The organism is Campylobacter sp. BCW_6463, from assembly GCF_001762785.1.
GTDB lineage: Bacteria > Campylobacterota > Campylobacteria > Campylobacterales > Campylobacteraceae > Campylobacter_D > Campylobacter_D jejuni.
In genome coordinates this window covers 56,883-80,796 of the sequence record NZ_MJXL01000030.1, presented here as the reverse complement: position 1 = coordinate 80,796, position 23,914 = coordinate 56,883, and the positions used below count along the sequence as shown (strand labels likewise).

26 protein-coding genes are annotated in these 23,914 nt (G+C 30.3%); 12 read left to right on the top strand and 14 right to left on the bottom strand.

Translation table 11 applies throughout. The annotated features are described in order from the left end of the window. Positions 1-18 precede the first annotated feature (18 nt). Genes msrA through aspS form a run of 4 tightly spaced genes read right to left on the bottom strand, consistent with a single transcriptional unit; the run spans position 19 to position 3,411 of the window. On the bottom strand, positions 19-516 hold the full coding sequence (msrA, locus tag AJ884_RS03455; RefSeq protein ID WP_070285681.1) for a peptide-methionine (S)-S-oxide reductase MsrA: 498 nt from the start codon (positions 514-516) through the stop codon (positions 19-21). Positions 517-556: 40 nt separating this feature from the next. Beyond that, entirely contained in the window at positions 557-1,075 is a 519-nt protein-coding gene (gene ppa / locus AJ884_RS03450) for an inorganic diphosphatase (RefSeq protein WP_002871349.1), read from the bottom strand. A gap of 9 nt (positions 1,076-1,084) precedes the next feature. Beyond that, on the bottom strand, positions 1,085-1,663 hold the full coding sequence (locus AJ884_RS03445; RefSeq protein ID WP_002855137.1) for an adenylate kinase: 579 nt from the start codon (positions 1,661-1,663) through the stop codon (positions 1,085-1,087). Continuing rightward, positions 1,660-3,411: an aspartate--tRNA ligase gene (gene aspS / locus AJ884_RS03440; RefSeq protein ID WP_070285713.1), complete on the bottom strand. Its 1,752-nt coding sequence runs from the start codon at positions 3,409-3,411 to the stop codon at positions 1,660-1,662. The genes AJ884_RS03445 and aspS overlap by 4 nt, the downstream gene beginning before the upstream one ends. A 90-nt stretch (positions 3,412-3,501) precedes the next feature. Between aspS and AJ884_RS03435 the strand changes: the two genes are divergently transcribed. From AJ884_RS03435 to mrdA, 12 genes are all read left to right on the top strand, one after another. Continuing rightward, on the top strand, positions 3,502-4,362 hold the full coding sequence (locus AJ884_RS03435) for an NAD(+) kinase (protein ID WP_070285682.1): 861 nt from the start codon (positions 3,502-3,504) through the stop codon (positions 4,360-4,362). Then, positions 4,362-5,885 carry an AAA family ATPase gene (locus tag AJ884_RS03430; RefSeq protein WP_070243500.1) on the top strand — a complete coding sequence of 508 codons (1,524 nt, stop codon included), beginning with the start codon at positions 4,362-4,364 and terminating at the stop codon, positions 5,883-5,885. The genes AJ884_RS03435 and AJ884_RS03430 overlap by 1 nt, the downstream gene beginning before the upstream one ends. Before the next feature lie 104 nt (positions 5,886-5,989). Further along, complete coding sequence (gene cbrR, locus AJ884_RS03425; protein ID WP_070276217.1) at positions 5,990-7,234, top strand: bile resistance response regulator CbrR; 1,245 nt, start codon at positions 5,990-5,992, stop codon at positions 7,232-7,234. Beyond that, a complete protein-coding gene (locus AJ884_RS03420) occupies positions 7,225-8,040 on the top strand; it encodes a TatD family hydrolase (protein WP_057980181.1) in 816 nt (271 codons plus the stop codon). Before cbrR ends, AJ884_RS03420 begins: the two co-directional genes overlap by 10 nt. Next, complete coding sequence (locus tag AJ884_RS03415) at positions 8,040-9,158, top strand: lytic transglycosylase domain-containing protein (protein ID WP_052858977.1); 1,119 nt, start codon at positions 8,040-8,042, stop codon at positions 9,156-9,158. Before AJ884_RS03420 ends, AJ884_RS03415 begins: the two co-directional genes overlap by 1 nt. Next, positions 9,118-9,945, top strand: a complete 828-nt coding sequence (locus AJ884_RS03410; protein WP_070276215.1) for a septal ring lytic transglycosylase RlpA family protein — start codon at positions 9,118-9,120, stop codon at positions 9,943-9,945. The genes AJ884_RS03415 and AJ884_RS03410 overlap by 41 nt, the downstream gene beginning before the upstream one ends. 5 nt (positions 9,946-9,950) lie before the next feature. Then, complete coding sequence (locus tag AJ884_RS03405) at positions 9,951-10,439, top strand: HAD-IIIA family hydrolase (protein ID WP_002866504.1); 489 nt, start codon at positions 9,951-9,953, stop codon at positions 10,437-10,439. Continuing rightward, positions 10,430-10,945 carry a hypothetical protein gene (locus AJ884_RS03400; RefSeq protein WP_070276213.1) on the top strand — a complete coding sequence of 172 codons (516 nt, stop codon included), beginning with the start codon at positions 10,430-10,432 and terminating at the stop codon, positions 10,943-10,945. Before AJ884_RS03405 ends, AJ884_RS03400 begins: the two co-directional genes overlap by 10 nt. Then, complete coding sequence (locus AJ884_RS03395) at positions 10,927-11,388, top strand: LptA/OstA family protein (protein WP_002859586.1); 462 nt, start codon at positions 10,927-10,929, stop codon at positions 11,386-11,388. The genes AJ884_RS03400 and AJ884_RS03395 overlap by 19 nt, the downstream gene beginning before the upstream one ends. Then, positions 11,385-11,981, top strand: coding sequence for a ribosome biogenesis GTP-binding protein YihA/YsxC (gene yihA / locus AJ884_RS03390; RefSeq protein ID WP_070276211.1), 597 nt, complete (start codon positions 11,385-11,387; stop codon positions 11,979-11,981). Before AJ884_RS03395 ends, yihA begins: the two co-directional genes overlap by 4 nt. Then, on the top strand, positions 11,978-12,472 hold the full coding sequence (locus AJ884_RS03385) for a hypothetical protein (protein ID WP_070286446.1): 495 nt from the start codon (positions 11,978-11,980) through the stop codon (positions 12,470-12,472). Before yihA ends, AJ884_RS03385 begins: the two co-directional genes overlap by 4 nt. After that, the gene (gene mrdA, locus AJ884_RS03380; protein WP_070233177.1) at positions 12,473-14,278 is read left to right on the top strand and encodes a penicillin-binding protein 2; all 1,806 of its coding nucleotides are present in this window, start codon (positions 12,473-12,475) and stop codon (positions 14,276-14,278) included. A gap of 120 nt (positions 14,279-14,398) precedes the next feature. Here the strand turns inward: mrdA and AJ884_RS03375 are convergent, their stop codons facing one another. The 10 genes from AJ884_RS03375 to AJ884_RS03330 all read right to left on the bottom strand — a co-directional run bounded on the left by AJ884_RS03375 (position 14,399) and on the right by AJ884_RS03330 (position 23,833). Next, positions 14,399-16,189, bottom strand: coding sequence for an aminopeptidase P family protein (locus AJ884_RS03375; protein WP_070286445.1), 1,791 nt, complete (start codon positions 16,187-16,189; stop codon positions 14,399-14,401). A 15-nt stretch (positions 16,190-16,204) separates the two neighbouring features. After that, the gene (locus AJ884_RS10080; RefSeq protein ID WP_070286444.1) at positions 16,205-16,429 is read right to left on the bottom strand and encodes a hypothetical protein; all 225 of its coding nucleotides are present in this window, start codon (positions 16,427-16,429) and stop codon (positions 16,205-16,207) included. Positions 16,430-17,094: 665 nt separating this feature from the next. Next, the gene (locus AJ884_RS10070; RefSeq protein ID WP_285895264.1) at positions 17,095-17,226 is read right to left on the bottom strand and encodes a hypothetical protein; all 132 of its coding nucleotides are present in this window, start codon (positions 17,224-17,226) and stop codon (positions 17,095-17,097) included. Positions 17,227-17,795: 569 nt separating this feature from the next. Further along, positions 17,796-18,341 carry a hypothetical protein gene (locus AJ884_RS03360; RefSeq protein WP_070276204.1) on the bottom strand — a complete coding sequence of 182 codons (546 nt, stop codon included), beginning with the start codon at positions 18,339-18,341 and terminating at the stop codon, positions 17,796-17,798. Beyond that, complete coding sequence (locus tag AJ884_RS03355) at positions 18,334-19,440, bottom strand: hypothetical protein (protein ID WP_074468912.1); 1,107 nt, start codon at positions 19,438-19,440, stop codon at positions 18,334-18,336. Before AJ884_RS03355 ends, AJ884_RS03360 begins: the two co-directional genes overlap by 8 nt. After that, positions 19,427-20,302: a GTPase Era gene (gene era / locus AJ884_RS03350; RefSeq protein WP_070274946.1), complete on the bottom strand. Its 876-nt coding sequence runs from the start codon at positions 20,300-20,302 to the stop codon at positions 19,427-19,429. Before era ends, AJ884_RS03355 begins: the two co-directional genes overlap by 14 nt. Continuing rightward, positions 20,299-21,618 carry an ATP-dependent protease ATPase subunit HslU gene (gene hslU, locus AJ884_RS03345; RefSeq protein ID WP_002852226.1) on the bottom strand — a complete coding sequence of 440 codons (1,320 nt, stop codon included), beginning with the start codon at positions 21,616-21,618 and terminating at the stop codon, positions 20,299-20,301. The genes era and hslU overlap by 4 nt, the downstream gene beginning before the upstream one ends. Continuing rightward, positions 21,615-22,157 (bottom strand): ATP-dependent protease subunit HslV, encoded by a 543-nt coding sequence (gene hslV / locus AJ884_RS03340; RefSeq protein WP_002776411.1) that lies wholly within the window; start codon positions 22,155-22,157, stop codon positions 21,615-21,617. The genes hslU and hslV overlap by 4 nt, the downstream gene beginning before the upstream one ends. Continuing rightward, positions 22,157-22,600, bottom strand: a complete 444-nt coding sequence (gene rplI / locus AJ884_RS03335; RefSeq protein ID WP_070286443.1) for a 50S ribosomal protein L9 — start codon at positions 22,598-22,600, stop codon at positions 22,157-22,159. Before rplI ends, hslV begins: the two co-directional genes overlap by 1 nt. A 12-nt stretch (positions 22,601-22,612) precedes the next feature. Further along, positions 22,613-23,833: an argininosuccinate synthase gene (locus tag AJ884_RS03330; protein ID WP_070286442.1), complete on the bottom strand. Its 1,221-nt coding sequence runs from the start codon at positions 23,831-23,833 to the stop codon at positions 22,613-22,615. Positions 23,834-23,914: the final 81 nt, after the last annotated feature.

Below are 23,914 nucleotides of genomic sequence, written 5' to 3'. Positions count from 1 at the left end.
AACCTTAAAAAGATGAAATTAGTCTGATTGTATTTTTTGCAGTTTTGGAGCTATTACAGCTTGACAATATCCTTGATTGGGATTATTTGTAAAATAATGTTGATGATAGTTTTCAGCTTTGTAGTAAGTTTGCAATCTTGAAATTTTAGTAACTATTTTTTTGCTTAATATTTTTTGCTGTTCTTCGATGAAATTTTGAGCTAAAATTTTATCTTCTTCATTTTCGTAAAAGATTATTGAGCGATATTGTATACCAATATCTCCACCTTGTTTATCTATACTTGTTGGATCATGAATTTTAAAAAAGAGTGTTAAGATTTCAAGAAGAGAGATTTGTTTTTCATCATAATTTATTTTGACAACTTCTATGTTGCCATCACCATTGCACACGCTTTCATAGCTAGGATTTGGATTTCCTCCGCTATATCCAACTTCAGTATCGATTACACCTTTTAGGCGTTCAAATACAGCTTCAACACACCAAAAACAACCACCACCTAAAACGATATTTTTCATTGTGAGTTTTCCTTGAGTTTAGCCCTTTGAAGGGCTAGGATTATTTGTAGTTTTTGATTGCTTTTTCTAAAATTTCAATTGCAGCTTTTTCATCTTTGAAATCTTGTACTTTAACCCATTTGTTTGGCTCTAAAATTTTATAAGTTTCAAAGAAATTTTTGATTTTATTTAAAGTTGCTTGTGGTAAATCTGTGTAAGTTTTTATATTATCATATCTTGCATCTATTTTTGAATTTGGAACCGCAAGAAGTTTTTCATCCATTCCGCTTTCATCTTCCATGATTAAAACACCGATTAAGCGACAAGGAATCACAGCTCCAGCTTGGATAGGATATTCATTAAGTACTAAAATATCCACAGGATCACCATCATCAGCCAAAGTATTGGCAATAAAACCATAGTTTGCTGGGTAAAACATCGCGCTAGCCATAACGCGGTCTACCATGATAGCACCACTATCTTTATCGATTTCATATTTTATGTTTGAGCCGTATGGAATTTCGATTACGGCATTGATTTTATTTGGAATATCTCCGATTTTGATTTTGCTTAAATCCATTTTTTCTCCTTATATACTTTGAATTTTTTTAATCAGTTCTTTCATATCTGCGACGATAGGTTCGATAGTGCGCTCTCCATCGATAATAAAATGAAGTTTTTTCTTTTGATAAAAATCTAAAATTTCATTTAAAGGTTCTGTATAAACTTTCATTCTATTGTAAAACACTTCTTCATTATCATCTGCACCACGATTTCTGCCTAGAACTCTTTCTTTGGCAACTTCTTCGCTTACTCTTACTTCTATGACACCTTTAAGACAAATTTCATTTTGCTCACTTAAAACCTTGTCAAATTCCATCATTTGTTCTACGCTTCTTGGATAGCCATCGATGATGATAGTTTTAGTTGGAGCAGCTTTTAGTGCGCAAACTATAGTATTTACAACAACATCTAAAGGAACAAGATTGCCTTTGGAGATAAAACTATCTATAGTTTTTCCAAGCTCACTCCCACTTGCTACTTCAGCTCTTAAAAGATCTCCTGTTGAATAGTGTGTAATATTTGTCGCATCTGCTTGTGCGATTAAACTGGCATCGGTAGTTTTTCCACTACCTGGTGCACCTATGATTAAAAACAATTCTTTCATTTTATATTCTCCCTTAGTTTGATTCCTAATTCTCTCATTGCTTCATTATTAGCAGGCGATGGTGCATCTGTCATTAAGCATTGTGCTCTTTGGGTTTTTGGAAAGGCTATAACCTCTCTTATGCTGTTTGCCCCTGTAACTAGCATGATGAGTCTATCAAGTCCTATAGCGATACCTCCATGTGGTGGAGCACCAAAACTTAAAGCATCAAGTAAGAAACCAAATTTTTCTTTTTGTTGTTCTTCATCGATATTTAAAAGTTTAAATACTTTTTGCTGAATATCGTTTTTATGGATTCTTATACTACCTCCACCTAGCTCAACGCCGTTTAGTACTACATCATAAGCGATAGATGAAATTTCTTCTAAATCAGTCTCATCGATATTTTTTGGCATGGTAAAAGGATGGTGCATCGCAGAATAACTTCCGTCATCATTTTGCTCAAACATAGGAAAATCAACAACCCATAAGAATTCTAAGGCATTTGGATCTATAAGATTTAACTCGTTAGCTAAGAAAATTCTAAATCTTCCCATATAATCAAGCACGGTTTTTTTAGCTCCTGCACCGAAAAATACCACATCTCCTATTTCAAGTTCACAGCGTTTGCTGAGTTCATTTAAATCTTCTTCGCTAAAGAATTTGCAAAGTGGACCTTTAAGTCCATCTTCTTTAACTTGTATGAAAGCCAAACCCTGAGCGCCAAATTTACGCACAAATTCTTCAAATCTTTGCATTTGTCTTTTTGAAAAAATAGTATCGCCTTTTGGAACGCGTATGGCTTTGATGCGATTTTTCTTTGTATCTTTGGCGATATTTGCAAAAATTTCATTATTTGACTTAGCGAAAATATCAATAACATCAATAAATTTAAGATCAAATCTTAAATCCGGCTTATCAGAGCCATAATTCTCCATAGCTTCTTTGTATTGCATTTGTCTAAAAGGGGTTTGAATTTCTTTGCCGCAAGCTTTGAAAATATCTTTTAAAAAAGTTTCAGCTACATTGATCACATCTTTTTGTTCGCAAAAACTCATTTCAACATCAATTTGTGTGAATTCAGGTTGGCGATCAGCTCTTAAATCTTCATCTCTAAAACATTTTGCGATTTGAAAATAACGATCAAAACCGCTACACATTAAAAGTTGTTTGAAAAGCTGAGGGCTTTGTGGAAGAGCATAAAATTCACCCTGATGCACACGAGAAGGCACGAGATAATCTCTTGCGCCTTCAGGAGTGGCTTTGGTAAGAATAGGGGTTTCAACTTCTAAAAATCCCATATTTGCCAAAGAATTTCTAGCTGCTATACAAGCTTTAGAACGCAGGGCAAAATTTTCATAAAGTTTAGGATTTCTTAAATCTAAAAAGCGATATTTTAAACGTAATTCTTCATTTACACTTTCATCAGCGATGGCAAAAGGAGGCACGGCGCTTTCATTTTCTATGGTAAGTTTAGAAACAACTACTTCGATTTCTCCTGTTTTTAATTTAGGATTTAAAAGTCCTTCACCACGCGGACGAATAGTACCTTCTGCAATAAGTACAAATTCATTTCTTGCATTGGAAGCGATTTCATGGGCTTCTTTGCTATCATTTGGATCGCAAACAAGTTGGATAATACCACTTCTATCTCTTAAATCTATAAAAATAACTCCACCATGATCGCGGTAGCTATTTACCCAACCGCAAAGTTTAACGCTTTGACCAACATGGGAAATTCCCAAGTCTGTATTATAATGACTTCGCAAATTTATTCCTTGAAAAAGATTTTTTAAGATAATGAGCAAAATTATAGTATTTTTATTCTTTTGCTTTGCTAAGATTTGATATAATTTTTTATGCAAAATAAAATAGATCATAAGAATATTAAAAAAATTGGACTTGTTACGCGACCCAATGTGAGTTTAGATAAGGAAATTTTAAAACTTCAATCGATTTTATCTATATATAAAGTTGAACTTGTTTTGTTTAAAGAAAGTTCTGAAATTTTAAATTTGCCAAAGTATGGATTGGATGATTTGTTTAAAATATCTGATTTTGTTATTTCTTTAGGTGGAGATGGAACTTTGATTTCTTTATGCCGTAAAGCTTGTGAATATGATAAAGCAGTTTTAGGAATTCATGCTGGACATTTAGGTTTTTTAACAGATTTTAAAGTTGATGAAGCTGAAAATTTTTTTCAAGCTTTTTTTCAAGGAGAATTTAGAATAGAAAAGCCTTATTTGTTAAGTGTTTTTTTAGAAGATAAGCAAGGAAAAATTTTAGAAAAATTGGCTTTTAATGATGTGGTTATCAGTAAAAATAATCAAGCATCTATGGCTCATATAGAAGTTTTTAGAAAAGAAAAGAAATTTAATGAATATTTTGGAGATGGGCTTATTGTTGCAACTCCTGCGGGTTCAACAGCTTATAATTTAAGTGCAAATGGACCCATAGTTTATACTTTAGCTCAAGCTTTTATCTTAACTCCTGTTTGTTCTCATTCTTTAACACAACGCCCTATTGTCTTGCCAAAAGGTTTTGAAATAGAGATTATGGCAAAGGATTGCGTACTTTGTATTGATGGGCAAGAAAATTATAAAATGAATGATTTTAAAAGTATAAAAGTGGGTTTAAGTGATAAAAATGTGGCTTTAATTCACCCAAAAAATAGGGATTATTTTCAAATTTTAAAAGAAAAATTACACTGGGGAAATTGATGATAAATAGAATTTTTATGAAAGAAAATCTTGGTTTTAAAAAGGCTGAGCTTGAAATTTCTAAAGGGCTTACCGTTTTTACAGGGCTAAGTGGAGCTGGAAAATCGGTCTTGTTTAAAGGAATTTTATCCGCATTTTCTTTGAGTGAAAGTGAGGCTAAAATTGTCGAAATAGAGCTAGATGATAAGTTAGATTTAGAAAGTTTTGGCATAGAAAGTGAAGAGGAGAATGTTTTTAAGCTTTTAAAAGAAAAAAACACAAAATATTTTATTAACAATCAAAGCATAGCGAAAAAAAGTTTGCAAAATTTAAGTAAAACTTTTATTAAGTATTTAAGCGCAAAGGAAAATAACGAATTTGGAAATGAAAAATTTTTAAATCTCTTAGATGCCTTGGAAATGCAAGAAAATACAAATTTTGTTTCCTTTTTGGAAGATTTTAAAAAAGATTTTAATGCTTATAGTCAAATTTCTAATGAGCTTAATGCAATTTTAGAAGAAGAAAAAAAAGTAGAAGAATTAAAAGAATTAGCTAGAGTGCAAATTGAAAAAATTTCAAGCATTAATCCTAAAATAGGTGAGTATGAAGAGCTTTTAATACTTAAAAAGAAGCTTTCTAAAAAAGATAAATTAGAAGAAGCTTGGAGTAAGGCAGAGCGTATTTTTGAGCTTGAAAAAGTTGTTATTGAAGCTTTAAATTTAAGCGAAGTTGATGCGAGTTTTTTTAGTGAATGTTTAAATGAATTACGCGTGATTTGTGAAAATCAAAAAATGGAAGATTTGGATTTTGATGTGGAGACACTTTTAGATCGCATTGAAAATTTATCCTATCTCATCAAGCGTTATGAAAGCATAGAAAATGCTTTAGAAGTTTTAAAACAAAAAAAACATGAACTAGAACATTATGAAAATTTAAGTTTTGAAAAAAAAGAACTTGAAAAAAAATTTCAAGAATCAAAACAAAAATTAGAAGAAAAAGCACAAATTTTAACTCAAACAAGAAAGAAAAACCTTAGAAAATTAGAAAAATGTTTAAATAATTATCTTAAAGAACTTTATATGAAAGATGCAAGTTTGACGCTTAAAGAAAGTGGAAAAATTTCAATTTTAGGCAAAGATGAGATAATACTAGATATTAATTTAGCTCATTTAAAAAATTTAAGTTCAGGTGAATTAAATCGCTTAAGACTTGCTTTTATAGCCACAGAATGTAAAATTTTAAATGCAGGTAAAGGGATATTATTTTTAGATGAAATCGATGCAAATTTAAGTGGAAAAGAGGCTATGAGTATAGCTAAGGTTTTAGAGGAGCTTTCTAAGTTTTATCAAATTTTTGCTATTTCTCATTTACCCCAACTTTCCTCTAAGGCGCATAATCATTTTTTAGTTGAAAAAAATGGCGAAGAAAGTAAGGTAAAAAAGCTTGATCAAAAAGAAAGAATTAAAGAGCTTGCTAGGATGGTAAGTGGAGAGCTTGTTAGTGATGAAGCAATCGAATTTGCTAAGACCTTGTTTAAGAATTAAGCGGATTTTTTATTTTACTATGTTAAAATATATAACTATAAAATTTCCCTATCTTTTGAAATAAATATATTAAAAATTTTAGATATAAAGGTATTTTACGCACTATGAATAAGAAAATTTTAATTATTGATGATAATAAAATGCTCGGCAAACTTTTAGCTAAAAAAATTCAAATGACTTTAGATTATGAGGTAGATATTGCTTTTGGTTTTGCTGAAGCTAAGGAGTTAATGAACAATAATTATTTTTTAGCTTTTGTGGATTTATGTTTACCGGATGCCCCAAATGGTGAAGTTGTGGATTATGTTATAGAAAAGAAAATTCCTGCTATTGTTCTTACGGCTAGTGGTGATAAGGCTACTAAAGAAAAATTTATGGATAAAGATATATTAGATTATATTTTTAAAGAAAGTGAAACTTGCGTTGATGAGATTATTAGTTCTATTATAAAACTTAATCAATATGCAAAAACTAAAGTGATTTTAGCTATGAGTAAGCTACCTGAACGTAATGAAATTAAAAAAATACTTACTCAAAGACAATTTAATGTTTTAGCTGCAGCTCATGGTGAAGAAGCAATGAGTTATTTAAATGATAATAATGATGTTAAGCTTATTATAGCAGATGTCAATATGCCAGTAATTAGTGGTTTTGAGCTTTTAACTCAAGTAAGAGAGCGTTTTAGTGATGATGAATTAGGTGTGATTCTTTTGGGGGATTATAATGATTCATTTGAAGCGAATTCTTTTAAAAATGGAGTTAATGAGTATTTGCTCAAGCCTTTAAGCAAAGAAAGCTTTAATTGCCGCTTAGATCGTTGTTTATCTTATATGGATGATAAAAAATTTTTAAGCACTTATAATGTTTTAGATCCTGTATCTGGGGTTAAAAATTATAATGCTTTAATCGATGGAATAGATGATTATTTTAATGAAATAGCAACAAAAGACGAGGAATTTGCTTTTGCTTTCTTAGATATAGATAATCTTCAAATGATTAACGATGAATACGGTCGTGAAGTTGGTGATGAAGTAATTAAAATCTGCGCTAATGAAATAGTTAATGAAACTAAAGGAAGAGATCTTGTAGGTAGATATAGTGCAGAAAAAATTTGTATTTTACTTAAAAATATATCCCAAGAAAGAGCGATTAAAATCTTTTCTCGTATACGAGTAAATATAAAAAAGGCCGGTGTTTTAGTTAATTTAGATGAAGTCTTTTTTACAGCTTCTATAGGCGTGGTTTTTGGAAAAAGTGGAGATAAGATTGATTCTTTGGTTGATAAAGCAAGTAAAATATTGTCTCAAGCAAAAGATAATGGCAAGGATAGAGTTGAAGTATGTTCTTAAATCTTGATTTTCAAGATGGTTTAAGGATTGTTGATACGCATTGCCATCTAGACAGTGAAGCATTTAAAGATGATTTAGATGAAACTTTAAATCGTGCTTTTAAAAATGGTATAGAGAAAATCATCATACCTGGTGCTGATATAAAAGACTTGCCTTATGCAGCTACAATTGCTCATAAATATAAAAATATTTTTTTTGCAGCAGGGGTGCATCCTTATGAAATTGATAATTATGATGAGAAAATTTTAAGGCAGTATTTATGCGATGAAAAGTGTGTAGCTGTAGGTGAATGTGGGCTTGATTATTTTCGTTTTAAAAGTGATCTTGCTGAAGAAATTCAAAAAGAAAAAGAAAATCAAAAAAAGATTTTTATCGCACAGCTCGAACTTGCTATTGAATTTAAAAAACCTGTTATCATCCACTCAAGAGAAGCAAATCATGATACTTATGAGATTTTACATGGGTATTCTAAGGATCTTGTAGGAGGAGTTTTACACTGCTTTAATGCAAGCGAACATTTGCTAACTCTTTTTGAAGAGGGATTTTATTTTGGTATTGGAGGAGTTTTAACTTTTAAAAATGCTAAGAAATTAGTTGAAATTTTACCTAAAATTCCAAAAGATAGACTACTACTTGAAACTGATGCTCCATATCTTACTCCAGAGCCTTATCGCGGTAAAAGAAATGAACCTTTGTTAACTCAATTTGTAGCAAACAAAATGTGTGAAGTATTGAATTTATCAAGAAAAGAGCTTTTAGAAATTTGTTTTAATAATTCTGAAAAATTATTTTTTAAAGGTTATTAATGAAAAAAATTTTATTGTGTTTTTTAATATGTTTTAATTTTCTTTTTGCACAAATTAATACTCCTGAATTTTACGAAAGACAAATGAATGTTTTAAGAAATTTGGATATTAACCCAAGTTTTATCAGTGATTTGATTTTTGTGCAAACTCAACAAGATATAAAATCAAAACATGCTCAAACTTTAATAGATAGTATGCAGAATTTTTCAAAAGTTACTCCTATGATAAGAAAAATTTTAGCCCAGCAGGAAGTTCCTGATGAGATTTTGTATCTAGCTATGGTTGAATCAGGCTTGAAAACTCATAGTGTTTCTAATGCCAAGGCTGTAGGGGTTTGGCAATTTATGCAACCAACAGCTAGAAATTTGGGTTTAAGAATCGATGCTTATGTTGATGAAAGGCGTGATCCGGTCAAGTCAACTTATGCCGCTACAAATTATTTAAAAGAGTTAAAAGAAGAATTTGGTAAATGGTATTTAGCGCTTTTAGCTTATAATTGTGGAAATGGTAAACTAAGACAAGCTATCAAGCAAGCAGGAAGTGATGATTTAAGTGTTTTATTGAACCCTGATAAGAAATATCTTTCTTTAGAAACCAGAAATTTTATAAGAAAGATTTTAACGCTTGCTTTTTTAGCCAATGATAGGGATTTTTTACTAGATAAGGATGCGTCTTTAATGAATTATGCTTTAAGCAACGAATTTGCAAAAGTTGATGTGCCTTCTTCTGCATCTTTAAAAGAAATAGCTAAGAATTTAAATATGGATCTTGCAACTTTTAAGAAATATAATCCACAATTTAAACATAATTTTACGCCTCCTGGTAAAGGGTATTATATGTATATACCACTTAATAAAGTAGCATTTTTTGATAAAAATTTTAAAGCAGAAAAACTTGCGAAGGTTGATACAACTATACCTATGACAAGAACTTATATTGTTAAGTCTGGTGACTCTTTATATAAAATAGCAAAAAATTATAATATAAGTGTTGATGAAATTCGAGAATTCAATAAAATAGCAAAAAATCATCTTAGCATTAATCAAAAATTAATTATACCAATCAAGGAGAATAAAAATGCAAATAAAAACAATTACACTAAAGTTGTCAGCCGTTAGTCTGGGGGCTTTATTTTTTAGTGGTTGTTTAGGCACTAGCTTTTTTTCTAGCTTGGATAATGCTCAAGTGTATTATCCTTCAAATGATTTTAAAAGCAGTCCTAGTTCTTCAGGGACTAAAGGAACGATGAAGCCTTATACTATCAACGGTAAAACTTATTATCCTACTGTTGTAGCAGTAGGCGAAACTGCTGATGGTATTGCGAGTTGGTATGGGCCAGGCTTTCACGGCAAGAAAACCTCTAATGGTGAAATCTATAATCAAAATGCTTTAACCGCGGCTCATAAAACTTTACCTATGAATACCATCTTAAAAGTAACCAATCTAAATAACAATCGTCAAGTTACCGTTCGTGTAAATGATAGAGGTCCTTTTGTGAATAATCGTATTATAGATTTATCAAAAGGAGCTGCTAGCCAAATTGATATGATTGCTTCAGGAACAGCTCCAGTAAGGCTTGAGGTTATAGGATTTGGATCAAGTAATTCGGGTAATAATATTGTACATTCTAATGTAAACTATGGAAATAGTGGAGAGATTGCAAATAATGGACAAATTTATGAAGGTGGAAATTTCATGGTTCAAATTGGAGCCTTTAAAAACCCAGCTGGAGCACAAACGATAGCAGCAAGATATAAAACTTATAGAACTTATAGCTCTACTATACGCACAAGCTCAGTGGATGGATTAAATCGCGTTTTCTTAACAGGCTTTAGAAGTGAAGATGAAGCAAGGGATTTTGCTGCAAGTGGTGCATTTGCAGGTGCATTTGTTGTAAGAGAGTAGAAATTATGACAGAATTGATTTTTTTGGATGTAGATGGCTGTTTAACTGATGGAAAAATTATTTATACTTCTAATGGAGAATTTATTAAAGAATTTGATGTAAAAGATGGAGCGGCTATCGAGGCTTGGCTAAAGCTTGGTAAAAAAATTGCTATTATTACAGGTAGAAATTGTCCTTGTGTTGAAAAAAGAGCTAAAGATTTAAAAATAGAAATTTTATATCAAGGCATCAAGGATAAGTTAGCTTGTGCAAAAGAAATTTTACAAAAACTTAATTTAGATTTTTCTCAGTGTGCGGCTATTGGGGATTATTTTAATGATAAGGCTTTGCTTGAAAGTGTAGGACTTAGTTTTAAGCCAAAAGATGGTCATAAAGATTTAAATGTAGATATAGTGCTTAGCAAAAAAGGTGGCAAGGCTGCTGTAGCACAGATGATAGAAATTTTAGTAGAAAAAAATCATCTAGAAGAAGAATGGAATAAGCTTTGGCTATAAAAATTTTTGGAATCTTAATTGCTCTTTTTACAATTACTTTTACAATTTTAAGTTTGCAAGATCCGTATTCTTTAAATTTGCAAACTAATGCTTTAAATTTTAAAAATATTGAGGCTAAAAATTTGAAAGCTTATGAGAGTAATACTAGTACAATTAAGGCATATTATAAGGCAAATTCTTGGGTGAGATATGCAGATAGAGATGAATTTAATGATTTTATTACTTTAAATTTAGATTTTAATCTTAGTGCGAATCGTTTAGAGTTTTTCAATAAAGATATGAGCAAGGTTTTGTTTGAAGGAAATGTCACTTATATAGGTGCTAATAATGTCAAAATTATTTCTCAAGAGGTAGAATACCAAACTAAGGATAAAATTTTACACACAAATACTAATTTTAAAGCTTTGATCAATGGAAGTATTATTAACGGAAATGCTTTAAACTATGATATAAAAAACAAAATTTTAAATATCCAAGGAGTAAATGCGTGGTTGCAAGACAAATAATTTTATTGTTAGCTTGTGTAAGTGTAACTTGGGCAACTCAAATTGAAGTAAAAGCTTTAAATTTTTACTCAGATGAAAATAAGGGTGAAAGTATTCTTAGTGGAAATGTAGAAGTAATTAGGGGTGATGATATTTTAAATTCTGAAAAATTGATTATTTATACGGATAAAAATCGCAAACCTATTCGTTATGAAGCAATGCAAAATGCTAGGTTTAAGATTGTTTTAAAGGGTAAAACTTATAAAGGTAGTGGAGATAAATTTATTTATAATGTTATTAAAGATACTTACGAGATTAATGGTCATGCTTATATAAATGAGCTTGGAAGTAATCAAAAACTTTTTGGTGATAAAATAATAGTCGATAGAAAAGCTAATATTTATCGAGTGGAGAGTAAGGATCAAAAACCTGCTCGTTTTGTGTTTGATCTTAAAGACAAATGATAATTAGTGCTAAATTTATCACTTCTTTAGTAAAATTTGATGAGAAATTGAGCTCAAATTTTAGTGAAGTAGCATTTTTGGGGCGTTCCAATGTCGGAAAAAGTTCTTTAATCAATTCTTTGTGTAAACAAAAAAATTTAGCCAAAAGTTCGGCAACTCCTGGAAAAACTCAGCTTATAAATTTTTTCGAAGTAACTTGCAAAAGAAATGAAGAAAAATTTAATATCAATTTTATCGATTTGCCAGGGTTTGGTTATGCAAAGGTTTCTAAAAATTTAAAAGCAATATGGAATCAAAACTTAGATGAATTTTTAAAATTAAGAACCTCGATAAAGTTATTTATACATTTAATCGACTCAAGACATACTCATTTAGAGATCGATGCAAATTTAAACGACTATTTGAAAAGATTTTTACGACCTGATCAAAAAATTTTAAAAGTTTTTACCAAATGCGATAAATTAAATCAAAGTGAAAAAGCTAAGTTAAAAAATGAATTTAAAGACTCTATTTTAGTTTCAAATTTGAATAAATTTGGTCTTGATTCTTTAGAAGATATTATCATCAATCAAACTTTAGGTCTTGATAAATGAGAAGAAATTTAAGTGCTTATAAAGCAAATTTTAATGGAGCTTATGTCCTTTTAGGATTTTTTTTTCTAATCTATCAGATTCTTGGTTCGACTTTTGTATATACTCCGTTACTTTATGGGATTTTTTTCTGTTATATGTTTTGCTTACTAGAAGAGAGAGAAAGAACTTTTTTAAAGCTTGATTTTAGATGGTATTTTTCTTTATTTTTTTTATTTTTTACTGATATAACTTATAATTTTTTTATTTTTTCATCTTGGTTGGCATTTTTTATTTTTTATTATCTTTGTGCAGATTGGATTAAGACAAATTTAAAAATTGGTAAATTTATCCCTGTTGTTTTTGTGCTTTGTGCTTACGCCATTATTTTGCTTTTGGATGTGATATTGTCTTATATTGGAGATGAAAAAATTAAAATTTTAGGATGGGCGTATATTGTTTCAGTTTTTATAGAATGTTGCTTAGCTTATGTGTTTTTTAAAGGTAAAATTTAAATGAGAATGCGTTTAGTTGTTGGATTTATACTATTGTTTTTTATATTTTTATTAAGTCGTGTGTATTATTTGAGTATAAAATCAAATGTATATTATGAAGAGCTTGCTAAACAAAATGCCATAAAAACTGAATTTTTACCACCCGTTAGGGGTCAAATTACAGATAGAAATGGAACTTTATTAGCTATTAATGATTTGGGTTTTAGTATCTCTATTAAACCTTATTTAAGTATTAAAAAGTCAAATAAGGGAATTTTAGATAAAGAATTATCTGAACTTACAAATTTATTTCCCGATTTAAATGCTAGTAAATTAGCAGAAATTTATAAGAGAAATGATTCTTACTATAATCAAGATTTTATTAAAGTTGTAGATTTTATACCCTACGATGAGATTATTCCGCATTATTCAGAGTTAAATCTTAATAAAACAATAAAAATAGATCCTGTTGTAAAAAGAAAATATCCTTTTGGAAAATTGGCTTCGCATATTATTGGGTATGTAGGTAAGGCAAATTTGCAAGATGTTCAAGAAAATGAAATAGCAAAACTTTCTAACTATACGGGAAAAAGCGGTATAGAACGCTATTATAATGATATTTTACAAGGAGAAAAAGGAACCAGGGTTTATAAGGTTAATGCCTTAAATCAAGAAGTAGAACAGCTTTCTTACACTCCTGCTAAGTCTAATGATATAGAACTTACGATAGATATAGAGCTTCAGTCTTATTTAACTTCATTGTTTGAAGGGAATGCTGGAGCTGCTATAATTATGAATGTAAATGATGGATCTATTTTGGCTGCAGGGAGTTTCCCTGAATATGATCTTAATCCTTTTGTAACAGGGATTTCTTTTAAGGATTGGGATGAGCTTTCAAATAGTCTTGATCATCCTTTTACAAATAAACTTATAAATGGATATTATCCTCCAGGCTCTGTTGTAAAAATGGGAGTAGGGCTTTCTTTTTTAAATTCTAAAAATATTAGCCCGTCGACTCAATATGTTTGCAATGGAAGCATTGAGCTTGGAGGCAGGTTTTTTAGATGTTGGAATCGATCAGGCCATGGACCTGTGGATTTAAAACATGCGATAAAATATAGTTGTGATGTTTATTTTTATAATGGCAGTTTGCAAGTTGGAATCGATCAAATAAGTGAAACTTTATCTCGCATTGGCTTTGGAGCGAAAACAGGGGTAGATTTACCTAGTGAATTTTTAGGAACTTTACCAAGTAAAGAATGGAAGATGCAAAGATATAGACAATCTTGGTTTCAAGGTGATACTTTAAATACAGCTATAGGTCAAGGTAGTTTTCTTGCAACACCTATGCAAATTGCTAGATATACAGCTCAAATCGCAAAAGGTGGAGAGGTTATACCTCATTTTTTAAAAAGCATAGAAAATAATAATACAACTATAGAAAATCAAATGGATGAAAATAAAAAAGAAATTTTTACTTTATTTGAAAAGAGTCAATTACCTTATATAAGAGATGCAATGTATGCTGTTGCCAATGAGCAAGGAGGAACCTCTTATCGTTATTTGCATAATCTTGATGTGAAAGTTGCAGCAAAAACAGGAACTGCTCAGGTTGTGGGATTTTCACAGACAGATAAAAATAGGGTTGATGAAAAACAATTTGAGTATTATACTAGATCTCATGCGTGGCTTACTTCTTATGCTCCTTATTCTAAGCCAAAATATGTAGTTACCGTTCTTTTGGAGCATGGTGGGAGAAATATTACTTCAGGGGCAACTGTAGCTAAAATTTATCAAAAAATGATTGAACTTGGATATTTTAAATAATTTCTAGTTGTAAATTAAGTTTTTCAAAAAAAACTTTTTTAGCAATTGGTTTAAAAACCTTGTATTAAACAAATTATAAGTTTAATACAAGGAAAATTTATCTATATTAACAAAAGTATCTTAAAAGATGGCTTTTGTTCTTTTTTCAAGCCAAACTAGAGCTTTTGGATAATCACCTAGCTTAGGAGAAAGTTTTTCAAATACTTCTTTGTGATAATCGTTTAACCATTTTTTTTCTTTTTCATCTAACATTTTTGTATCAATACAAGATATTTCAAAAGGACAAAGAGTAACAGGTTTAAAGTATAAAAACTCTCCAAAATCTTTATTTTTAGGATTTTCTACTTTGGTATGAATAACTAAATTTTCAAGTCTTATACCCCATTTACCTACTTTATAAATACCTGGTTCTATGGAGGTTAGCATACCTTCTTTGGCTTTTGTTTTTTCAAGTACAGGGGATAGATAAGATAAAACTTGTGGACCTTCATGGACATTTAAAAAATATCCCACGCCATGTCCTGTGCCGTGTATATAGTCAATTTGTTCTTTCCATAAAGGTACGCGTGTGATTGCATCAAGTAAGGGCATAGCTATATCTTTTGGAAAAATTGCACTGGAAATGGCAATATGTGCTTTTAAAACCAAGGTATAGTCATGAATTTGTTCTGCATTAGCCTTTCCTATTGGTACAACGCGTGTAATATCTGTTGTACCGTTTTTATATTGTCCGCCAGAATCAATAAGTAAAAGTCCATCTTTTTTAAGATAAGCAAAACTCTCTTTTGTGGCTTTATAATGTGGATATGCTGCGTTTTCGTTAAAGCCTGCTATAGTGGCAAAACTATCACTTATGTAGTGCTTGCTTTGTGCTCTAAATTCGCTTACTTTAGAATCTATGTCCAATTCGCTTATTAATTCTTTATTTTCTATCGTTTCTTCAAGCCAGGCAAAAAATTTACATAAAGCCACTCCATCTTCTATCATAGCATCTTGTATATGCGCTATTTCTTTTGTATTTTTAGCTGCTTTTAAGTGAGTGCTTGGATTAATTTCTTGAATGATTTTTACGCTTTTATCTAAAGAATTTATGAGTAAAGCGGTCATTTTTGAAGGATCAATAAGCAAATTTGTATTTGCAAGTTGTTCAAGCTCTATGATGATTTCATCATAATTTTTAAGCCAAAACCCATCTAAATTTAATTTTTTTTCAAGTTCTGAATTTACTTTTTTCTGATCAACAAAAAGTAAAGCTTTGTCTTCCAAGATTAGCAAATGACTTAAAAATACAGGATTGTAATTTACATCATTCCCTCTTAAATTTGTAAGCCAAGCTATATCATCAAGGCTGGAGATTAAATGAGAAGTAGCATTTAAATTTTCCATTTTTTGACGCACTAATGCTAATTTTTCTTTTCTTGAGTAAGAGCAGTATTCTAGTTCGTGTTCATAAATTTTTTCTTGTGGTAAAGCGGGACGATCTTTCCAAAGTGGACTTATCAAATCTATATGTTTTAAATTTGCCTTGCAATTAATCTTTAAATCTTTTTGCAAAGATAAAGGTAAAAGTGCAAAATCGATGCCTAAAATTTGATCTTCGCTTAAATTTTTTTCTAACCATTTGGTAAAAGTATTTTTAGCATCTTGCTTTTGTAAAAGTATGCCACTACCTTCTAATTCCTTTTGCGCTTGAAGCCAATATCTTCCATCTACCCACAAAAAGCCCTCTTTTTGTGTGATAAGAATTGTTCCAACAGAACCCTTAAAGCCACTGATAAAGACTCTGTTTTTGTAATATTCTGGTAAATATTCGCTCAAATGCGGATCTGCGCTTAAGATGAGATAGGCGTCAATATTATTTTCTTTCATTAATCTTCTAAGTTCTAATACTCTTTGTTTGTAAATACTCATATTTTCTCCTTAATATTAATTTTTTAGTATTTTATTGATAGGTTTTTTGAGTATAAGTAAAATTATAACAGCACCAAGTAATATCCACATGCATTGGTAAAATAAATTTGGCAAATAAGCTATATTTTCTTCACTTGCTTTACCACCTATGAATCCAGCTAAAGCATTGCCTAATGCACTTGCTACAAACCAAAGTCCCATGACTTGATTTTCGATTAAATCAGGGGTAATCTCAGCCATTATAGAGAATCCAATAGGAGACACGCATAGTTCCCCAAGTGTTAAAAGAATATACTTATAATAATCTAAGCCATGGATATTGGTAAGCCATTGTTGTTTATTAGACTTTGTGAAGCAAAGGTTGTTATCATAAAACCAATACCGGCAAATAATATTTCTAAAGTAAATTTTCCAATGGAAGAAAAATATATATTTTTTCTCTAAAAATATCTAAATATAACTTGCTATAGGAGCAAGTATGATGATAAAAATTGGATTAAAAGATTGAAACCAGTTTGTTGGAATTTTCCAATCAAAAATATTTCTATTTGTAAAATCTTGCGCAAAAAAAGATTATAAGCAGTAGGTTTTTGTTCAAAAGTACTCCAAAAAAGTGGCTGCAAAGAATAAGGCAATTAAAATTGTTAATTGTTGCTTCTCTCTTTTATTTAAGGCTTTAAAAACAAAAAGACATATGAAATAAATTTACCAAACATAGCAAAATTACAATTAGAAGTTTTTTTGATAGTATTATGAGATTAATATCTATAAGATTAATAAAAATTAGAAAAAATCCAATAATATTTAACAAGTTTATACTTAGTATAAGAGTTAAATTTTTACTTTTTTTAAATGGTTGTTCCCAGCTTTGCTTTAAGGTGCAATTTTTATGAAATTCTTCAAGCTCAGGGGGCAGCTTTAAAATGTAAAATAAGCAAAGAGATTAGTATACCTAAACCTCCTATGCTAAATCCTAAATGATAATTCCATTTTGCTTGAACAAAACCACATATAAGAGGAGCAATGAATGCTCCAATGTTAATTCCTATATAAAAAATCGTATGGCTAGTATTGGATCTTGTATCATTTTGCTTTTATATAACATTCCAACTGTTACAGAAGCGCTAGTTTTAAAAATCCAGTACCAACAACGATAAAAGTAAGCCCTAGGAAAAATATAGATGCACTTGAGATAAGGCTATGCTAATATGTCCTAAAGCTATAATAAAAGAACCTAGAAATAAAAAGCCTTTTTGTCCTAAATAATTATCAGTAATTCAGCCTCTAGGAAGTGCTGCTAAATACAAGTACCCTATAAAAATGCCATAAATTGCCAAGGCGCATTCAGTGTTTATTCCAAGTCCGGTTGTTGCCATAAAAAGCAAATCTTTCCCAAAGTTCTACCATTGATAGAGAGAATAAAGGCTTGGGATGACCTAGGAAATTTGTATTAAGTTTTTGTATTTCTTGCTTAGTCACTTCCCAATACTTTTCTTTTTTGTGCTTAAAATATTTTAACTAATAGCAATAGAAAAATAATTAAATTCCAATATTTTTAAATATTTTTTATAATAATATTTAAAAATATAACATTTTAACATTATTATCAATTAACAAATTTAAACATTAAATCAAGCTTTAATTTCAAACCCTGTGTATTGTATAGTTTTATTTTATCAATTTTTAAAGCTATAGGAAGATTTTCTAAATTTTGTATAAAATTGAGCAAGTCTTTAAAGTTGCCATTTAAACTTAGAGAAACATAATTATAGTGGATAAAATTTTTGTTTTCTTGGGAAAATTTTATTTCATTAATGGTTAAATTTTTGGATAAATTATTGATCTTTTTATTGAAAAAATCTTTATCATAAGAAAATAAATGTAATTTTTCTTTATAGTATTTTAATTTTTCTTCCTCTGTTTTTATCTGTTTTGTTAGCTTTGTCTCTATTTCTTTAAGATGTGAATTTTCTATTTTTGCTTCATTTAATGCAAGGTAATTATGTTCTATTAATGTTTTTTGAAAAATATCTTCCAAAAAGTGATCGTGAATTTTAAAAGCTAAAAACAAAGCACAAAGGCAGATAAAAGAAATAAAAAGAAATTTTTCCCTAGGATTTAAATTCTGCAAAAATACTTCTATTTTATTCATGTATGACTTCTAATATGATATTCAATGTTTCTTCATTTTTATCAAGAATTTTAAAAGCAGAATTTAGATTTTCTAATGCTCTTTTAAAGTGGTTTTCATCGATAAAAGAAAGAATGATTTTTGTTTGTTTAAATTCAAGATTTGTGATTTTAAGTTCATTGGAGTTAAGCCATGATATGATTTGATTTAGAATGATTGCTTTATTTTTGTCTAAATTGATTTCTTTTGTTATGGTGGATAAAATATGAAATTGTTGTTGTGTAGATGATATTTTATTAGAAAGAGTAAAGTTTAAATCTTGTATGTTTGTTAATAATTTTTGCTTATCTTGTTTTAGTTTAGAAATTTCTTCTTGTATGATAAAATTTTTATTTTGAATTTCCTTATTTTGTTTGTATTCTATAAAATCTTTAAATAATAAAATCATCATACTAAGACTAAAGCTAAAAATAAATATTAATATAATTTTAAAAGAAATAGATATTTTTATTTTATTATGCTTGATAAAATTACAATTTTGATCTAGATTTTTTATACTATATGAACTTAATTTCAATAAACTATTTTTATCAAGAATATCATTTAGATTTAAACATTTTATTTGAGATGAGAAGTAATGTTTGATTGTATCCAAATCCTGATAAAGTAGCAATTTGCTTTCATAGTGTTTTAAAAGTTCTATAAATCGATTTTGTTTAAAAAATAAATCCATATTACTTGGGTTGAAATTTTCGATTTTTTTAAGATTGATAAATTTTCCCTCTTGGTAAAAATATAAATATAAAGTTTGATCATATAAATTTAAAACACAATAATCACTTTCCTCAATAAATCTTTCATCAAACAAAGCTTGAAAAATTAAAGGCTCAGGAAAGCAAAAACGACTTTTTTTCAATTTGTAAACAGGCGCTAAAAAACAATGATAAATTTCATTATGTTTAAAAAAAGCTATTTGGTAGTCAAAGGGTTTGCTTAGCTTAAAATCTGCAGTTAAATTGTTAAAAAGTTCATCTTCTTTGGATATTCCTGTTCTTTGAGCATAAAGCAAATCTGTAGATTTTATAAAATTTATTTTATTTAATGAATTAATTTTCATCATTTAAAAGTTTTTTTAAAAATTCTTCATCTTTTTGCCAGTTTTTTTTCACTGTTACGAAAAGCTTTAAAAGTACTTTTTTTTGTGCAAGTTTTGAAATTTTAAAGCGTGCATCTTTGCCTATTCTTTTTAAAGTTGCCCCTTCTTTTCCTATAAGCATACCCTTGTGAGAGTTTGTATCTGTGATGATATTGGCTTCTAGGATTAAAAGATTAGGCGTGTCTTTGGTGCGATTGATAAGCACTTCGCTACTATAGGGAAGCTCATCGCTTAAATTTTCATAAATACTTTCAAGTATGAAATCTCTATAAAGTTCTTTTTCGCTACTCGCACTTAAAAATTCAGGATCATAAAAATATTCATGTTCGTCAAGATATTTTACTATCTCATCTAACAAGCCTTTTTTATAGCTTTTTTTCTTAGAAGAATAAGGAATGATAGCTTTAAAATGTTGGCTAAATTTTGCATATTCGCTAAGTTTTTTTAAAAGTGTAGCATTGTCGGTTAAATCTACTTTATTTAAAGCGATGATATGTGGTACTTGTGGGTTTAGACTAAGAAAATTTTCATAGTCTTTTGTACTATCAAAAACACTCGCCACAAATAAAATCACATCACAATCCCCTATAGATTTAATAGCACTTTGGACAAGCAGTTGATTAAGCGTAGTACCGCTTTCGTGAAGTCCTGGGGTATCGATGAAAATGATTTGATTTTTTTCATGCATCACTATGGCTTTGATTTTACGTCTTGTGGCGTTTTGTTTGTGAGAAACTAGGGCGATTTTTTCTTCTAATAAGGAATTGATTAAAGTACTTTTTCCTGCATTAGTACGCCCTATGATACTAACAAAGCCACTTTTCACAAAATATACCTTGCAAGATCTTTATTTTCTATGATATCTCCGAGTTTTTCTTCTACCATTTTTTTATCCACTACGAATTTTTTACCTGCATACTCATCAGCTTCAAAGCTTAAATCTTCAAGTAATTTTTCTATCACAGTATGCAAGCGTCTAGCACCTATATCTTGCATTTCTTCATTGGCTCTTGAAGCTATTTTTGCTATTTCTTTAATGGCTTCATCATCAAATTCAAGTTCTAAATTTTCAGTTTTTAAAAGCTGAGAGTATTGTTTTAAAAGTGAATTTTTAGGGCGTGTTAAAATTTCATAAAGAGCTTTGTCATCAAGACTATCTAATTCCACTCTTAAAGGAAAGCGTCCCTGAAGTTCAGGGATAAGATCACTTGGTTTGCTAAGATGAAAAGCCCCTGCAGCGATAAAAAGAATATGATCGGTTTTTAAAGTACCTATTTTTGTTTGTACATTTGATCCCTCGACTATAGGAAGTAAGTCTCTTTGCACCCCTTCTTTACTTGGATCTTGGCGGTTTGAATTCCCGCTTGAAACAGCGATTTTATCGATTTCATCAATAAAAATAATACCTTCATTTTCCGCTCTTTTTAAGGCTTCGCTTTTGATACTTTCTTGATCTAGGATTTTTTCTCCTGCTTCGTTTTTTAAAGCATTTTTAGCGTCTTTGATTTTCATTTCTTTTTTGACTTTTTTACTGCCAACGCCTATAACCTTAACTATATCTTGCATTGCACCCATTTCAGGAGGTAGGTTAGGATTGGTATCAAACATATTTTGTGAAATTTCTATCTCTATGGTGCTTTCATCAAGATCGCCATTTCTTAGTTTAGTTCTCATTTTTTCAAGACTGTTTTTATATTCTTCTTGTTTTTCATCGCTGATACCCTTTGGTAAAGGTGGTAAAAGTTTTTCTAAAATTTTATTTTCTATAAATTCATCGATTTTATCTTTGTTTTTTTCTCTTTGCTCATTTTTTACCAAATTTAAAGCTGCATTGGCAAGATCTCTTACCATGCTTTCCACATCACGACCTACAAAACCTACTTCAGTATATTTACTCGCTTCGATTTTGATGAAAGGAAAGCCCATCATTTTAGCTAAACGCCTAGCGATTTCTGTTTTTCCCACACCTGTAGAACCTATCATTAAGATATTTTTAGGCACGATATCATCTTGCAACTCAGGGCTAAGTTGCATTCTGCGGTAGCGATTTCTTAAAGCTATAGCTATGATTTTTTTAGCTTTTTTTTGTCCTATAACATAATCATCTAAAAATTTAACAATTTCTTTTGGAGTTAGATTCATTTCTCATCCTCGATTACATAAGTTTTGATATTGGTATTAGTATAAATGCAAATTTCACCTGCGATTTGAAGGCTTGATTTTACAAGTTCTTCTTCATCTAAATTGGCATGTTTTGCTAAGGCTCTAGCAGCTGAAAGTGCATAGTTTCCACCACTTCCTATAGCTGCGATTTGCCCATCTTCAGGTTCGACCACATCGCCTGTACCAGAAAGTAGAAAAATGTGATTTCTATCAAGTACAAGCATCATGGCTTCAAGTTTTCTTAGGTATTTGTCTTTTCTCCATTCTTTAGAAAAGTCAATCGCTGCTTTTAAAAGATCGCCTTTAGAACTTTGAAGGAGATTTTCAAACATATCAAAAAGATTAAAAGCATCAGCTGTTGATCCTGCAAAACCTGCTAAAACTTTTCCATTATTAAGTTTTCTAATCTTTACAGCATTGCCTTTTAGCACCGTATTTCCAAAGCTTACTTGTCCATCTCCGCCGATTACGGATTTATTTTTACCTTTGTAAGCTAAAATCGTTGTTGCGTGAAACATTATTCTGCCTTTATATTTATGTTAAATTTAGCATGGATTGCGTGTCCAAGTTTTACGCTTACTTCGTGGATTCCTAAGCTTTTTAAGGTGTCGCATTCTAAGCTTTTTTTATCGATTTCTATATGGCTTTGTTCTTTTAGGGCATGAGCGATTTCATCTTTGGTTACACCACCAAACAAACTTCCATTTGCACCTACGGGTTTTGAAATTTCAAGAGTGATTTTGCTAAGTTCTTCTTTGAGTTTTTCTAAATTTGCGATTTCAAAGCGTAAATTTTCAGCCTCTTTTTTCTTATCGCTTTCGTATTTTCTTAAAACTTCATTAGTAGCTGCTTTAGCAAAGCCTTTAGCGATTAAGAAATTATGTCCGTAACCGTCTTTTACTTCTTTTATTTCTCCTGCTTTTCCAAGTGCTTTTACATCTTTGATTAATAATACTTTCATTTTATTCCTTTATTAAAATTTTCTTCCATTTTTTCCTGCAATGATAAAACGCAAAGCATTAAGCTTGATAAAGCCTGCTGCATCTTTTTGATTATACACTTCATCTTCTTCAAAAGTGCAATAAGCTGCATTAAACAAGCTATCGTTCGCACTTTCGCGTCCTATAACCATTACATTGCCTTTATAAAGCTCGAGTTTTACTCTACCATTAGCATGAATTTGCGACTCATCGATTAAGGCCTGAAGCATCATTCTTTCAGGCGAGAACCAATAGCCATTATAAATTAAACTTGCGTATTTTGGCATGAGTTCATCTTTTAAGTGTGCTGCTTCTCTATCAAGCGTGATGCTTTCAAGAGCTCTGTGTGCTTTTAAAAGTATGGTACCTCCTGGAGTTTCGTAACAACCACGGCTTTTCATTCCTACATAGCGATTTTCTACTATATCAAGGCGTCCTATACCGTGTTTGCAGCCTAGTTCGTTAAGCTTGGTTAAAAGTCCTGCAGGGCTTAGTTTTTCTCCATTTATCGCTACTAAATCTCCCTTTTGGAAATCAAGTTCTATAATTTCACTTTCATTTGGAGCGTCTTTTGGACTTTTACTCCATCTCCACATATCTTCTTGAGGTGCGTGTGCAGGATCTTCTAAAACAAGTCCTTCATAAGAAATATGAAGTAAATTTGCATCCATAGAATAAGGGGATTTTCCTTTTTTCTTAGAAATATCAATGCCGTGTTTTTGCGCATAAGCAAGGAGTTTTTCACGACTGTTTAAATCCCACTCACGCCATGGAGCGATGATTTTTAAATTTGGGTTAAAAGCAAAATAACCAAGTTCAAAACGCACTTGATCATTTCCTTTGCCTGTGGCGCCATGACTTACCGCATCAGCACCTGTTTGCAGAGCAATTTGTGCTTGAGTTTTTGCTATAAGTGGTCTTGCTATGCTTGTTCCTAAAAGATACTCTCCTTCATAAATCGCATTGGCTCTAAACATAGGAAATACATAATCTTTAACAAATTCATCTCTTAAATCTTTAATGAAAATATTTTCTTCTTTTATGCCTAAAGAAAGGGCTTTTTTTCTTGCAGGTTCAAGTTCTTCGCCTTGACCAATATCTGCTGTAAAAGTTACAACTTCACAATTATATTCATCTTGAAGCCATTTTAAAATAATGCTCGTATCAAGCCCTCCAGAATACGCTAAAACCACTTTTTTTACTTCATTTTTCATAAGATATCCTTTGTTAAAATAGATTTTGAAAATTATGAAATTGTATCCAAATTTCATTAAAGAAAAGTTTTTACTTGCTAT

Excerpts from the sequence above, each read along its gene's own strand:
- msrA (WP_070285681.1), bottom strand. The coding sequence starts at position 516 with ATGAAAAATATCGTTTTAGGTGGTGGTTGTTTTTGGTGTGTTGAAGCT.
- ppa (WP_002871349.1), bottom strand. The coding sequence starts at position 1,075 with ATGGATTTAAGCAAAATCAAAATCGGAGATATTCCAAATAAAATCAAT.
- AJ884_RS03445 (WP_002855137.1), bottom strand. The coding sequence starts at position 1,663 with ATGAAAGAATTGTTTTTAATCATAGGTGCACCAGGTAGTGGAAAAACT.
- AJ884_RS03435 (WP_070285682.1), top strand. The coding sequence starts at position 3,502 with ATGCAAAATAAAATAGATCATAAGAATATTAAAAAAATTGGACTTGTT.
- AJ884_RS03430 (WP_070243500.1), top strand. The coding sequence starts at position 4,362 with ATGATAAATAGAATTTTTATGAAAGAAAATCTTGGTTTTAAAAAGGCT.
- cbrR (WP_070276217.1), top strand. The coding sequence starts at position 5,990 with ATGAATAAGAAAATTTTAATTATTGATGATAATAAAATGCTCGGCAAA.
- AJ884_RS03420 (WP_057980181.1), top strand. The coding sequence starts at position 7,225 with ATGTTCTTAAATCTTGATTTTCAAGATGGTTTAAGGATTGTTGATACG.
- AJ884_RS03415 (WP_052858977.1), top strand. The coding sequence starts at position 8,040 with ATGAAAAAAATTTTATTGTGTTTTTTAATATGTTTTAATTTTCTTTTT.
- AJ884_RS03410 (WP_070276215.1), top strand. The coding sequence starts at position 9,118 with ATGCAAATAAAAACAATTACACTAAAGTTGTCAGCCGTTAGTCTGGGG.
- AJ884_RS03405 (WP_002866504.1), top strand. The coding sequence starts at position 9,951 with ATGACAGAATTGATTTTTTTGGATGTAGATGGCTGTTTAACTGATGGA.
- yihA (WP_070276211.1), top strand. The coding sequence starts at position 11,385 with ATGATAATTAGTGCTAAATTTATCACTTCTTTAGTAAAATTTGATGAG.
- AJ884_RS03385 (WP_070286446.1), top strand. The coding sequence starts at position 11,978 with ATGAGAAGAAATTTAAGTGCTTATAAAGCAAATTTTAATGGAGCTTAT.
- mrdA (WP_070233177.1), top strand. The coding sequence starts at position 12,473 with ATGAGAATGCGTTTAGTTGTTGGATTTATACTATTGTTTTTTATATTT.
- AJ884_RS03375 (WP_070286445.1), bottom strand. The coding sequence starts at position 16,189 with ATGAGTATTTACAAACAAAGAGTATTAGAACTTAGAAGATTAATGAAA.
- AJ884_RS10080 (WP_070286444.1), bottom strand. The coding sequence starts at position 16,429 with ATGGCTGAGATTACCCCTGATTTAATCGAAAATCAAGTCATGGGACTT.
- AJ884_RS03360 (WP_070276204.1), bottom strand. The coding sequence starts at position 18,341 with ATGAATAAAATAGAAGTATTTTTGCAGAATTTAAATCCTAGGGAAAAA.
- AJ884_RS03355 (WP_074468912.1), bottom strand. The coding sequence starts at position 19,440 with ATGATGAAAATTAATTCATTAAATAAAATAAATTTTATAAAATCTACA.
- hslU (WP_002852226.1), bottom strand. The coding sequence starts at position 21,618 with ATGAATCTAACTCCAAAAGAAATTGTTAAATTTTTAGATGATTATGTT.
- hslV (WP_002776411.1), bottom strand. The coding sequence starts at position 22,157 with ATGTTTCACGCAACAACGATTTTAGCTTACAAAGGTAAAAATAAATCC.
- rplI (WP_070286443.1), bottom strand. The coding sequence starts at position 22,600 with ATGAAAGTATTATTAATCAAAGATGTAAAAGCACTTGGAAAAGCAGGA.
- AJ884_RS03330 (WP_070286442.1), bottom strand. The coding sequence starts at position 23,833 with ATGAAAAATGAAGTAAAAAAAGTGGTTTTAGCGTATTCTGGAGGGCTT.